The following is a 12,816-nucleotide window of genomic DNA, read 5'->3' on the forward strand; positions in this document are numbered from 1 at the left end:
GTGGGCCCACGCGGCGACTCGATTCAGATAGGAATTGCGCAGACCCCCACGTCCTCGAGGCCGGGCGGGATCGGCATCATCGGGTCGAACCATTGCACGCACTCTTGGTCAAAGTTCGGGCAGGTCTCCATTGCCGTGAAGTCGCAGACGGGCTGGCAGCAGCCCACGGCGTCTTTCATGCACGCGCTCGAGCCGGCGGAAATATTGAGGCAGACGAGGCCCTTGTCGCAGGCGTCGACGAATTCGCAGGGGTCGTTGGTCTTGCCCATGTCCCCCGAGGCGTCGGGCACGCAGACGAAGGTGACGTGGTTCGGGACGCACAGCTTGTCGCCCGCGCAGTCCTGAACCAGCGGATCGCATTCAGGGAGGCAGAGGTTGAGCACGCTCTCGCTCGCGTAGGAGCACGAGAAGCCCTCGTCGCAGGTCGGGGCCATTGAGGTGCCTTTGCACAGGGCGAAGCAGGTGCCCATATTCTTGGCGTCGACGTCCCAGCACATCGCGCCGGCTTCACAGTTATCGATGCCGCTGAGGCCGCCCTCGGTCATGCACACGTCACCGGGGACCTTGTCGCCGGTGACAGGGATGCACCTGGTGGCGTTCCAGGCGACACCTTCGTCGGCCCACGCCGCGCATTTCTCGCCGGGAGCGCAGTCCTGTGCGAAGATGTCACATTCGATCCCGCCGCTGCTGTGCAGATCAAGGCCCCCGCCCGCATCGCTCGATCCGCACGCTGTGTCGCAGGGGCTCGTGGTGTCGGTACTCGTGGTGTCGGTACTCGTGGGCGCGCCGGTCGAGCCACCGCTGGTGCCGCTCACGCTCTCGCCAGTGGGGCTGCCCATGCTGCTGCTAGCCTCACTGCCGTCGGTGGTCTGCGGCTTCGCGGGGCCGCAGGCGACCAGGATGGCCATACCCAGACGGGCGCAGCAGCAACGACACGGCTTCATCGGTGCCCAGTGTATAAGTTCGTGCCCGGTCTGGACAGCGCCCAGACCAGCACTCACGATCGCGGACGCCCGAACACCCGCCATCGGATCTGCGGCGGAAACCCGGTCCAGGGTGTCGGGCATCTTGCGGCCCATCGGGCCGCAAGCTGCCCGACTCGTGCTTCCCTTCAAACCCCAGCGCTCACACCGGGACTGGACCGCCGCCAGGGCCGTTCACGGCCGTGGCGTGCAAGGGTGCGAGGAGGTCGGTGGACGTGAATCCGCAACGCTGGAGTGGCACGAAGTGCCATTCCAGCGTGAGGACTGAACGTCCACCGACCTCCTCGCACCCTTGCGAGTGACGTCCGGCAAACCGCAAGTGCCCGCGCCGCCCCGATCCCGGCGTCCGCCGACGCCGATTTCTTGACCCCACCCACGCGGCATGCCGCCCCCACCGACCAGCCCCGCGCGCCGTAACGTTGATCCGCCGCCCGCGCCGGTGATAAGCAAGCTGTGAGGGAATCTCATGGCCTTTGAACCGAGCCTGCGCGAGCTGAGTCGTTCCGCGTTGACCCTGGTGCTGGCAGGCGGCCGCGGCAGCCGGCTCGGCGCCCTCACCGACCGCCGGGCCAAGCCCGCCGTCCACTTCGGCGGCAAGCTGCGCATCATCGACTTCGCCCTGTCGAACACCATCAACTCCGGCTTCCGCCAGGTCGCCGTGCTCACCCAGTACAAGTCGCACAGCCTGCTGCGCCACCTGCAGCGCGGCTGGAGCTTCCTGCGCGGCGAGATGGGTGAGTTCGTCGACCTGCTGCCCGCCCAGCAGCGCATCAACGAGGAGAACTGGTACCGCGGCACCGCCGACGCCGTCTACCAGAACCTCGACATCTTCCACAGCCTGCGCCCCTCCCACGTCATCATCCTCGCCGGCGATCACATCTACAAGATGGACTACGGCAAGATGCTGTGGTCGCACGTGCTGCGCGGCGCCGAGGCCACCGTCGCCTGCATCGAGGTCCCGCGCAAGGAGGCCACCGGCTTCGGCGTCATGCACATCGACGAGCACGACCGCATCCTCAAGTTCGTCGAGAAGCCCAAGGACCCGCCGGCCATGCCCGGCCGCCCCGACATCAGCCTCGCGTCGATGGGCGTCTACATCTTCAACGGCAACTTCCTGTTCGACCAGCTGCGCCGCGACGCCGACGACGCCCAGAGCTCGCACGACTTCGGCAAGGACCTCATCCCCCACCTGGTCGACAAGCACGCCGCGATCTACGCCCACCGCTTCACCGAGAGCTGCGTCAAGAGCGAGCCCGGCGCGCCCGCCTACTGGCGCGACGTCGGCACCATCGACGCCTACTGGGAGGCCAACATCGACCTCACCAGCGTCATCCCCCCGCTCGACCTCTACGACCCCAACTGGCGGATCTGGACCTACCAGGAGCAGCTCCCGCCCGCGAAGTTCGTCCACGACGAGGACACCCGCCGCGGCCAGGCCGTCAACTCGATGGTGTCCGGCGGCTGCATCATCTCGGGCGCCGACATCCGCCGCTCCCTCCTGTTCTCCAACGTCCGCGCCAACTCCTTCAGCAAGCTCTCCGAGGCGGTCGTGCTCCCCGACGTCGTCATCAACCGCAAGGCCCGCCTCTCCAAAGTCGTCATCGACCGCGGCGTCGTCATCCCCGAGGGCCTGGTCGTCGGCGAGGACCCCGTCGAGGACGCCCGCCGCTTCGCCCGCACCGACGGCGGCGTCACCCTGATCACCCAGGACATGCTCCGCCGCCTCTGATAGAACCTGGCCCGAGGGACAGCCAGCCCATCCGTCGCCTCTGCTCGCACCTGTCCCGAAAGACAGCCACCACAACATGCGCGTCCTCTTCGTCGCCTCCGAAGTTTTCCCCCTCGTCAAGACCGGCGGCCTCGCCGACGTCGTCGCCGCGCTCCCGCCCGCCCTCGGCCAGCTCGGCGTCGACGTCCGCGTCCTCGTCCCCGGCTACCCCAAGGTCCTCGACGGCCTCGACCTCACCGGCCGCGCCGTCCGCCTGGGCGGCCTGCTCGGCGGTCACACGGCCCGCCTCCTCTACGGCCGCGTCGGCGCCCTCCAGCTGCTCGTCCTCGACGCGCCCCACCTCTACGAGCGCCCCGGCAACCCCTACACCGGCCCCGACGGCCGCGACTGGCACGACAGCCACCTCCGCTTCGGCGCCCTCTGCGACGCCGCCTCCTGGCTCGCCGGCCCCGAGGGCGGCGTCCGCTGGCGCCCCGACGTCATCCACGGCCACGACTGGCAGTCCGGCCTCGCCCCCGCCTACGTCTCGCTCACCCCGGCGCCGCGCCCCGGCACCGTGCTCACCGTGCACAACCTCGCCTACCAGGGCGTGTTCTCCAAGGAGGTCCTGCCCGAGCTGCGCCTGCCGTGGCGCATGTTCGACGTCGAGGGCCTCGAGTACAACGGCCACCTCGGCTTCCTCAAGGCCGGCCTGTGGTACAGCGACAAGATCACCACGGTCAGCCCGACCTACGCGCGCCAGATCCAGACCCCCACCTACGGCCACGGCCTCGACGGCCTGCTCCGCTCGCGCGACGCCGACCTCCACGGGATCCTGAACGGCATCGACACCGAGCTCTGGAACCCCGCGACCGACCCCCACCTGGTCGCCCACTACGACCACCGCGACCCCTTCGCCGGCAAGGCCATCAACAAACAAGCGGCCCAGCGCGCGCCTTCGGCCTCGAGCAAGACCCCGACGCCCCGCTGTTCTGCGTCGTCAGCCGCCTGGTCACGATGAAGGGCCTCGACCTCCTGATCTCCGCCGGCAGCACCCTGCTGCGCCGCGGCGCCCAGCTGGCCGTGCTCGGCTCCGGCGAGCAGCGCATCGAGCAGGGCTTCGACGCCGCCGCCGCCCACTGGCCCGGGCGCATCGCCGTCCGCCACGGCTACGACGAGCCCCTCGCCCACCTCCTCCAGGCCGGCGCCGACGCGATCGTCGTCCCCTCGCGCACCGAACCCTGCGGCCTGACCCAGATGTACGGCCTGCGCTACGGCACGATCCCCGTGGTCCGCCGCACCGGCGGCCTCGCCGACTCCGTCGTCGACGCCAACGCCCACAACCTCGCCCACGAGCAGGCCACCGGCCTCGTCTTCAACGACATGGACGCCGACGCCCTCGCCTGGGCCCTCGGCCGCACCATCGACCTCTACCACCACCAACCCCTGTGGCGCGCCATGGTCGTCCGCGCAATGCAACAAGACTTCAGCTGGCGCGGCTCCGCCGCCCGCTACGCCGCGATCTACCGCAGCATCGCCCGCAGCAGCTGATCTGTCCTGAGGGACAGCTCACGGAAACCGCAGCGGCACCTCGACCTGCACCGTGCGCCCCGGCGGCGGCACCCGCAGCGGGGCCATCTGCTCCTGAACGCACGTGGTCAACTCCGGCGTCGAGGTCCCCGGAGTCTCCACCGTCCCGCGCATGATCTGCTGCCCCTGGGCATCGAAGGTCACGTTGAACATCAGCTCCATCGTCAACCCCGGCCGCCCCGCGAGCGCCGCCCGAAAGCAGCGCTCTCGCAGCCCGCTGCGCTGATAGCTGAGCGCCTCGACGGCCTGCCGCGTCACCACCTCGACGCTGGACGCCACCGGCTCCGGCGCCGCCGGAGCCACCGGAGCCACCGGGGGCGCCGCGACCATCACGGGTCCCACGGACCCGGCCGGCGCCTGCGCGCGCAGCCCAAAGTACAGCCCGAACGCGATCGCCACCCCGGCGATCACGACCGCGGCAGGCATCGTTTGATGATTCGCAGTACTCATGCGCAACAGCCCTCCGCTCCGTGCGGAGGGCTGCAGCCTATCAGCTCAGTTGGTGACCTGCATCCATCCGTTGACGATGTCGCTGGCGTTGATGCCGCTGGTGTCGGTATCGACGCAGAACCCGACCGTCACATTGACGCCCGCGAAGCCCGGGACGACCGTGCCCACGGCGCCAACCGGTGCGCGAACGCCGGCCGCGATGGAGACCTGGGTGGTCGCACCGCCGCCAGCAAAGTTGACGATCGGGTTCGCGCCATTCTTGTAGCAGAGGTCGACCTTGAAGCTGCCGGCCGCACTCGCCACCAACGCGGTTGTCGCCGCGCCGGTGATGCGCTCTATGGCGGTGAAGCTCACGGTCGTGGTTCCGCCCACGAAGACGAACGCGACACCGTTGGCGGCGACAGCACCGATCGCCCCCGAGAACTTCCCGGTCGAGACGATGCCGCTCGGACCCTGCGGTCCCGCAACGCCCGCCACGCCCTGAATGCCCTGAAGGCCCTGCAGACCCTGAGCGCCCGCTGGACCCGCCGGGCCCGCTGGACCCGCCACACCCTGAGCTCCCTGAGCACCCATCGCGCCCATCGGCCCCGCAGGACCTGCCGGACCCACCGGACCCTGCGCTCCCTGAGCGCCCGCTGGCCCCACCGGCCCCACCGGACCCTGCGCTCCCTGAGCACCCGCCGGGCCCGCAGGACCCACCGGCCCCACCGGCCCCACGGGCCCCACCGCACCGTCCGCGCCCTTCGGCCCCACGGGCCCCACCGCACCGTCCGCGCCCTTGGCCCCCGGAGGTCCCGCCGGCCCGATCAGCCCGGTCGGATCGCCGACCCACTGCCCGTTCACGTCGATCACCGGACCGAAGCCCTGAATCTCGACACTCTTCGGGTGGATCACGCCGGTCACGTCGCCCGCGAACATCGCGTAGGGCACGCTGGCGATCGCCGCCCGCGGCGTCATCTCCGGATCTGCCCCCACCGTGATCCCGAGCCACCGGACCGACCCATCGAACACCACTTCATCGAGAACGGACAGCTCGCCGAGCCGCGCCGAGAAGTAGCCCTCGTCGAGGTCGACGTTGATCGTCTCGCTCCACAGCTCCAGCCCGTTGATCTCCGAGTCGTAGATGACGAAGGTGATGTCCTGCGCGCCGACCACCGGGTCGCCCTGCGCGTCGAACAGGCGCCCCTGGTGGGTCACCACCTGCGGCACGTCCGCCCGCGCCTGCTGCGAGAACGTCGCCGCCGCCGCGATCACCCCACCCACGATCCACCGCCGAAACCCATTGTAAGTATTCATGGAGGACTCCCGTTCGCGCCCACAAGGCCGCCTTGCAGCCGGAAATTCGCAGATTTGTACGTACCCTGACTCGAGGTCGGCTGGCCCAGCGTGAACACCATCCGGAAGTTCGCGCTGGTCGCCACCGTCCCGCCGTTCACCGTCTGAGTCACCGACTTGCCGACCACCTCGACCCCGCCGGTCGTCGAGTCGCCCGTCGTGTCGCCCGTCGTCGTGTCACCCGTCGTCGTGTCACCCGTCGTCGTGGTGTCGCCCGTCGTCACCGGCGTCGTCGTCGGCGTATCCGTCGTCTCCGTCGTCGTCGGCACCGTCGTCGTCGGCGTGTCCGTCGTCGGGGTATCCGTCGTCGGCGTCACCGTCGTGGTCGGCGGATCGTCCGTGGTCGTCCCGCCAGACGTCCCCGTCCCGCCCTCGGTCAACGCGATACCATCGTCACCACACGCAGCACACAGCCACAGCGCCGCGACCGCGACGCGCCAACCTCGCCCCCGAACCCGGCGCATACACGCCTCCTCGTATGTAAGCCAGACCACCATCGCCCCCATCACGGGCACGCGATGCGCCACACTACAATCCGGTCTTTGCGTTCACAAGGTCCTCAGTCGGACACGTCGCCCGCGCAGGCCAGCATACAAATCGCGCCACACCGCCACCAAATGTTCGCATTCCCCAACTGCGGCTGTCACCGCAGCACACCCTCTGCATGGTCGGCTCCCACTTGCATCGCGCCACCCGGCCCGCGCCAGGACTCGCCGCGCTCAGGGCAACACCAGCGATAGGTCGATCGTCACCACCTGGCCCGGCGCCGTCGCACTCAGCTCGATCTGCTGCTCCCGCAGACACTGGCCGATGTCGCGGGCGCCTGGCGCCGTGGCCGGCGTCTCGACCCCGAGCTCCGTCTGCTTGCCGTCGGCGTCAAAGCCCGCGCTCACCTTGAAGCTGGTCTGCTCCAGCCCGGCCGCCAGCTCGGCGGTCCAGCAGCGCTGCCGCAGCGCGCCGCGTCGCGCCTCCAGCTGCGGCGCCACGTCGCGGACCACCGAAGCCTGCAGCGCCACATAGGCGTCACGCGCCGCCTTCGCCTCGTCGTCGATCTCCGGCGGCGTCGTCGGCACCTCGCGCCCCAGGATGAAGCGCGGCGCCGAGGCCGGCTCCGGCGCAGCGTCATCACGGCGCGCTGAATCCTGCCCGGCCGCCGCGATCCCCACCGGCGCCGCCGCATCGCCGCGCCGCGCCCGGGCGGGCGCCGCATCGCCACCCGCGAGCCACCAGGCCATGCCCGCGAGCAGCGCCAGGCTGAGCCCCACCGAGCCCGCCACGATCACACCCCGGTCACGGATCGCCACCATGATATCTCTCGCCCCGGGACCCGCGCACAATAGCACGGGCCCCGCGCGCGCTCAGTACTTCGGCCACTCCGAGCAGCAATACTTGCCCGTCAGGACCGTGCCCGCACCCGAGGCCCCGTCGAAGTTGTTGCAATCGGCGATGTTGACATTGAGCGCATTGTCGTCGCCCGAGCGGTCGGCCAGCCACGAGCTGACGATCGGCACGAAGCCGCCGCCATTGATGCACGCGCGCCGAATCTCCTCGTGCTTGCACAGGTGGGCGCCTCCGTAGAAGCTGAAACAATCGCTCGCCGAGGTGTTCCAGTTGGTGCCGAAGTTCTCGTGGTACACGCAAAGCAGCGAGCGCGCCGTGCTGACGCTGGCCGTCTGGTTGGCGAAACCCACCACCGGGCAGCTCGGCATGCTGGTCGGCCCCGCCGGACCCTGCGGACCCGCCGGACCCTGCGGACCCGCTGGACCCACCGCCCCTGCCGGACCCGCCGGACCCATGGGGCCCACCGCGCCCGCTGGCCCCGCGGGACCCTGCGGACCCACCGCACCCGCCGGTCCCGCCGGTCCCTGCGGACCCTGTGCCCCTGCCGGGCCCGCCGGTCCCATCGGCCCCACCGCACCCGCCGGCCCCGCTGGACCCTGCGGACCCGCCGGCCCCGCTGGACCGGGCGCTCCATCCATGCCTGCTGGACCCGCCGGACCCTGCGGCCCCGCCGGCCCAGCCGGGCCCGCCGGGCCCTGCGGACCCGGTGCCCCGTCCATGCCGGCTGGACCCGCCGGACCCTGCGGACCCGCCGGACCCACTGGCCCAGCCGGGCCCTGCGGCCCCACCGGACCCACTGGCCCGACGTCCCCCTGCGGTCCCTGCGGCCCCACTGGCCCCACTGCTCCCTGCGGCCCCTGCGGCCCCACCGGCCCCACTGGCCCAATGTCACCCTGAGGTCCCTGTGGCCCCGCCGGCCCCGCTGGCCCCGCTGGCCCCGCTGGCCCCGCTGGCCCCACCGGACCATCCGCGCCCGCTGGCCCCGGCGGCCCCGCTGGCCCCGCGGGCCCCGCTGGCCCCGCTGGCCCTGCTGGACCCGCCGCACCATCGTCGCCCTTGTCGCCCTTGTCGCCCTTGTCGCCCGGGTCCCCCTTCGGCCCCGCCGGGCCGGCCGCACCATCCGCGCCCGCCGGTCCCGCCGGCCCCGGAGGCCCCGCCGGACCGATCAATCCCGTCGGATCTCCGACCCACTGCCCGTTCACGTCGATCACCGGACCGAAGCCCTGAATCTCGACACTCTTCGGGTGGATCACCCCGGTCACGTCCCCCGCGAACATCGCATACGGCACGCTCGCAATCGCGGCCCGCGGTGTCATCTCCGGATCGACCCCGACCGCGATCCCGAGCCACCGGATCGACCCATCGAACACGACCTCGTCGAGCACGGTCTGCTCACCCAGCCGCACCGAAAAGTAGCCCTCGTCGAGGTCCACCGTCAGCGTCTCCGCCCACAGCTCGAGCCCGGCCAGCTCCGAGTCGTAGATCACGAAGGTGATGTCCTGCTGCCCGGTCACCGGCATCCCACCGGCATCGAAGAGCCGCCCCTGGTGGGTCACGACCTGCGGCACATCCGCCCGCGCCTCCCGCGACAACATCGCCGTCGCCGCGATCACACCACCCAGCACCCACCGCCGCAACCCAACATACTTCTTCATGGAGGACTCCCGTTCGCGCCCACCAGGCCGCCCTGCAGCCGGAAATTCGCAGATTTGTACGTACCTTGACTCGCGGTCGGCTGGCCCAGCGTGAACACCATCCGGAAGTTCGCGCTGCTCGCCACCGTCCCGCCGTTCACCGTCTGAGTCACCGACTTGCCGACCACCTCGACCCCGCCGGTCGTCGAGTCGCCCGTCGTGTCGCCCGTCGTCGTGTCACCCGTCGTCGTCGTGTCACCCGTTGTCGTCGTGTCACCCGTCGTCACCGGCGTCGTCGTCGGCGTGTCGGTCGTCGGCACATCCGTCGTCGGCGTGTCGGTCGTCGGCACATCCGTCGTCGGCGTCACCGTGGTCGTCGGCGGCGGCTCATCGGTGGTCGTCCCCGTCGACGACCCGGTCCCGCCCTCGGTCACCGCGACGCCGTCATCACCACAGGCCGCGCAGAGGCAAACCGCGAATATCGAGTATCTCCAGCCGCTCCCCCGCACTCGGCGCATAGACGCCTCCCGACGAAAGCCCACACGAAAGCCCACACGAAAGCCCACACGAAAGCCCACACCAGAGCCCACACGAAAGCCAGGTCAAAACCCGAACAACCTCGATTGTGCTCGCTCGTGCTCGCTCGTGGCCCACACGGGCACGATCCTCGCCACCCTACGCCGACCGCATTACCCACACAAGGTCCACGGATGTGTATCCCGCGTCCGCCTGGCTTGGCCAATGCCCTCTCAGTGCGACCTCCTCTGCACGCCTGATTCCCGTGATCCCCGACCTGCTTGCATGGAGCGGGGGATCCCTGCGGCCAACATATACATTGTACAGGTGAGCAATATCAGCGGCAGCTGCGCCAGCGATCGTGCGCGCGACCGCCCCCCATTTACAACGCGCGACGCGCTCCCCGAGACCCGCTACCCTGCAGCCGTGGCCCCGTCGACCATCCCTCGCATCCTCGTCGCGCTCGTCCTCGTCGCCGCCTGCAACAGCGGCGCCGCAAAATCCCAGACAGGACCCCAGCCCGAGCCCCAGCCGAGCGCAACCGCGGCGGCCACGCCCCCCGTCGCTACCACCGAGCCCAAACCTGACGACGACCCGCACTACCTCCTCGCCCTCGAGTTCGAGGCCGCCGGTCGCTTCGTCGAGGCCCGCAACGAGGTCGAGCTCGCCCTCGCCGCCGGAGCCGGCCGCGACGCCAAGCTCCTCGCCGCCAAGCTCGCGATCCTCCGCGACGACCTCGACGCCGCCCTCCGCCTCCTCGAGCCCCTCGCCGCCGACGGCAAGGACGCCCTCGTCCTCTACAACCTCGGCCTCATCGCCCAGCGCCGCGGCGAATACAACAACGCCCGCACCCGCTACATCGCCGCCCTCAAGGCCGACCCCGGCTACGCCGCCAGCCGCTACAACCTGGCCGTCCTCACCTGGGACGCCGGCGCCAAACAGGAGGCCCAGCACCACGCCCAAAAGTTCTTCGAGCTCGCCCCCAACGACCCCCGCGCCCCGGAGCTCCGCCGTCAGCTCGGCCTCGAGATCACCCCCGAGGCCCCCGCCGCCGACCCCGGCAGCAAGCCCGCAACCCCCAAGCCCGGCGAGGGCGGCGACCTCGTCGACCCCTTCGCCAAGCCGAGCGGCGCGGCCCGCGACGGCAAGCAGAAGCCCGCCGAGAGCCGCGACCTCGTCAACCCCTTCGTGAAGCGATGATCTGCCGCCAGCGCCGCGCGCTCATCGTCAAGATCGCCAGCACGCAGACCAGCAGCGTCCCGGTCACCCCCGCGTTGATCGCCCCCATCGTCGCCGTCGCCGGCGCTCGCGCCATCGGGATGTAGACCTCGAACAGCGAGCGGATCGCCGCCGTGATCGTCGTCCCCGCCACGAAGCACAGCGGCCCGAGCGTCACCCACGCGTACGCCGGCCGGCTCGCCTCGCGCAGCAAGATCGTCGTCCCGACCGCCAGCGCCACCGACGCCAGCAGCTGATTGGCGATGCCAAACATCGGCCAGATCGTCGCGATCGATCCGGTGAGGATAAAGTAACTCCACGCGCACACCAATATCAATGATGACAGCGCCGCCGCCGGCGGCCACGACGTATCCCCCATCCGCGGCCAGCGTCGACCCAAAAACTCCTGCAACAGGAACCGCCCCACCCGCGTCCCCGTGTCGATCGTCGTCAAGATGAACAACGCCTCGAACATGATCGCAAAGTGGTACCAATAGTCGAGCAGCAGGCGCATCCCCGGCAGCCCCGAGAACACCCGCGCCATCCCCACGGCCAGCGACACCGCACCGCCGGTCCGCGCCGCCACCACCTCGTCGGTCGCCTCGGCCAGGCGCGGCAGCTCCTCGACCTTCACGCCCATCCGCGCGAAGTCCCCGGCGCTCAGCTCGGTCGCGTGCGCCTCGCGCGGGTCGACGTGATACCCGAGCGCCGCCAGCGTCGGGTTCGACAGGCGCAGCGCGTCCGACAGCTTGATCGTCCCGCCCGCCACCGCCGCGATCGCCTGCCCCTCCTTGAGCCCGAGCCGCCGCCGGTCATCCGCGCCGATCACCGCCTCTAACGCCACCAGCTCCGCCTCGCTGCGCGCCAGCCCGCCAGCTCCGTCGGCCCCGGTCACCACCGCGATCTTCGGATCCGTGTTGATCGCAAAATAATCCGCGGGCGGCAGCGCCGTCGCGGCCAGCAGCGCCGTGATCCCCACCAACCCCTCCATCAGCATCGCCCCGTAGCCGATCGGCCGGCAGTCGGTCTCGCGGTCGACCATCTTCGGCGTCGTCCCGCTGGCGATCAGCGCGTGAAACCCCGAGATCGCCCCGCACGCGATCGTGATGAACACGAACGGGAACAGCGAGCCGCGCACCACCGCCGGGAACAGCTCCCCGTCCACCCCCACGCTCCCCGGCCCGATCGTGTTCACCAGCGGCATCTCGATCACCGGGTTGACGATCACGATCCCCGCCACCAGCAGCAAGATCGTCCCGATCTTCATGTACGACGATAAGTAATCGCGCGGGCACAAGAGCATCCACACCGGCAACACGCTGGCGACAAACCCGTAGGCCGCGAGCAGCAGCGTGATCGTCACCTCGTCGAGCCGCAGATACGCCCCGAAGCTCGAGTCCTGCACCTGCTTGCCGAACACCACACAAAGCAGCAAAAGCCCCACCCCGACCACCGTCGCCTCGCGCACCCCCTTCACGCTGCCGCCGCGGACCTTGTAGATATAAAGCCCCATCGCCAGCGCGATCGGGATCGACGCCCCGATCGTGAACACCCCCCACGCGCTCTCCGCCAGCGCCCCCACGACCACCCGCCCGAGCCCCGCCAGCGCGATCACCACGATGAACAGGATCGCCACCCCGGCCACCGCCCCGACCCCCGGCCCCAATTCCTCGCGGGCCAGCTCGGCCAGCGAGCGCCCGCCCCGGCGCACCGACGCCGTGAGGATCACGAAGTCGTGGACCGCACCGCCCAGCACCACCCCGAACAAGATCCACAGATAGCCCGGCAGAAACCCGAACTGCGCCGCCAACACCGGACCCACCAGCGGCCCCGCCCCCGTGATCGCCGCGAAGTGGTGCCCGAACAGCACCCAGCGGTGGGTCGGGTGATAGTTCTGCCCGTCGTTGCGAGCGTGCGCCGGCGTCACCCGGCTGGCGTCGAGCGCCAGCACCTTCGCGGCCAGGAACGCGGAGTAGTAGCGGTACGCGATCGCCAGCACGGCCAGCGCCGCGAGCATGAACCAGAGGGCCTGCATCGCCCC

General features: G+C 70.4%; 9 protein-coding genes and 3 pseudogenes. 4 read left to right on the forward strand and 8 right to left on the reverse strand.

Annotated features, from left to right (window positions below):
• Positions 1–23 precede the first annotated feature (23 nt).
• Positions 24–944 carry a hypothetical protein gene (locus tag IPJ59_RS20770; protein WP_293273014.1) on the reverse strand — a complete coding sequence of 307 codons (921 nt, stop codon included), beginning with the start codon at positions 942–944 and terminating at the stop codon, positions 24–26.
• A gap of 505 nt (positions 945–1,449) precedes the next feature.
• Here IPJ59_RS20770 and glgC point away from each other — a divergent pair.
• Together glgC and glgA are read left to right on the forward strand one after the other, a co-directional pair.
• Positions 1,450–2,712 carry a glucose-1-phosphate adenylyltransferase gene (gene glgC / locus IPJ59_RS20775; RefSeq protein ID WP_293273015.1) on the forward strand — a complete coding sequence of 421 codons (1,263 nt, stop codon included), beginning with the start codon at positions 1,450–1,452 and terminating at the stop codon, positions 2,710–2,712.
• 76 nt (positions 2,713–2,788) lie between these two features.
• Positions 2,789–4,242, forward strand: a pseudogene (gene glgA, locus IPJ59_RS37985) (glycogen synthase GlgA).
• 18 nt (positions 4,243–4,260) lie between these two features.
• Here the strand turns inward: glgA and IPJ59_RS20790 are convergent.
• Positions 4,261–4,707: a hypothetical protein gene (locus IPJ59_RS20790; RefSeq protein ID WP_293273018.1), complete on the reverse strand. Its 447-nt coding sequence runs from the start codon at positions 4,705–4,707 to the stop codon at positions 4,261–4,263.
• A gap of 595 nt (positions 4,708–5,302) precedes the next feature.
• Here IPJ59_RS20790 and IPJ59_RS37990 point away from each other — a divergent pair.
• Positions 5,303–5,497, forward strand: a pseudogene (locus IPJ59_RS37990) (hypothetical protein); the annotation flags it as partial.
• Between the two features lie 526 nt (positions 5,498–6,023).
• Here IPJ59_RS37990 and IPJ59_RS20800 read toward each other — a convergent pair.
• The 5 genes and pseudogenes from IPJ59_RS20800 to IPJ59_RS20815 form a co-directional block, all read right to left on the reverse strand.
• Complete coding sequence (locus IPJ59_RS20800; RefSeq protein WP_293258397.1) at positions 6,024–6,446, reverse strand: hypothetical protein; 423 nt, start codon at positions 6,444–6,446, stop codon at positions 6,024–6,026.
• A 339-nt stretch (positions 6,447–6,785) separates the two neighbouring features.
• Positions 6,786–7,370, reverse strand: coding sequence for a hypothetical protein (locus IPJ59_RS20805; RefSeq protein ID WP_293273020.1), 585 nt, complete (start codon positions 7,368–7,370; stop codon positions 6,786–6,788).
• Positions 7,371–7,424: 54 nt separating this feature from the next.
• The gene (locus IPJ59_RS20810) at positions 7,425–7,757 is read right to left on the reverse strand and encodes a hypothetical protein (RefSeq protein WP_293258401.1); all 333 of its coding nucleotides are present in this window, start codon (positions 7,755–7,757) and stop codon (positions 7,425–7,427) included.
• 27 nt (positions 7,758–7,784) lie between these two features.
• Positions 7,785–8,327: pseudogene (locus IPJ59_RS38735) on the reverse strand (collagen-like domain-containing protein); the annotation flags it as partial.
• A 731-nt stretch (positions 8,328–9,058) separates the two neighbouring features.
• Positions 9,059–9,475, reverse strand: coding sequence for a hypothetical protein (locus IPJ59_RS20815; protein WP_293258403.1), 417 nt, complete (start codon positions 9,473–9,475; stop codon positions 9,059–9,061).
• Positions 9,476–9,983: 508 nt separating this feature from the next.
• On the opposite strand from IPJ59_RS20815, the gene IPJ59_RS20820 reads away from it, so the two are divergent.
• Entirely contained in the window at positions 9,984–10,757 is a 774-nt protein-coding gene (locus IPJ59_RS20820) for a tetratricopeptide repeat protein (protein ID WP_293273021.1), read from the forward strand.
• Here the strand turns inward: IPJ59_RS20820 and IPJ59_RS20825 are convergent.
• A complete protein-coding gene (locus IPJ59_RS20825; RefSeq protein WP_293273022.1) occupies positions 10,735–12,810 on the reverse strand; it encodes a carbon starvation CstA family protein in 2,076 nt (691 codons plus the stop codon). The genes IPJ59_RS20820 and IPJ59_RS20825 overlap by 23 nt on opposite strands.
• Between the last annotated feature and the right edge of the window lie 6 nt (positions 12,811–12,816).

It is taken from the genome of Nannocystis sp., from assembly GCF_016714285.1.
In the GTDB taxonomy this organism is placed as follows: Bacteria; Myxococcota_A; Polyangia; order Nannocystales; family Nannocystaceae; genus Nannocystis.

Excerpts from the sequence above, each read along its gene's own strand:
- IPJ59_RS20790 (WP_293273018.1), bottom strand. The coding sequence starts at position 4,707 with ATGCCTGCCGCGGTCGTGATCGCCGGGGTGGCGATCGCGTTCGGGCTG.
- IPJ59_RS20770 (WP_293273014.1), bottom strand. The coding sequence starts at position 944 with ATGAAGCCGTGTCGTTGCTGCTGCGCCCGTCTGGGTATGGCCATCCTG.
- glgC (WP_293273015.1), top strand. The coding sequence starts at position 1,450 with ATGGCCTTTGAACCGAGCCTGCGCGAGCTGAGTCGTTCCGCGTTGACC.
- IPJ59_RS20825 (WP_293273022.1), bottom strand. The coding sequence starts at position 12,810 with ATGCAGGCCCTCTGGTTCATGCTCGCGGCGCTGGCCGTGCTGGCGATC.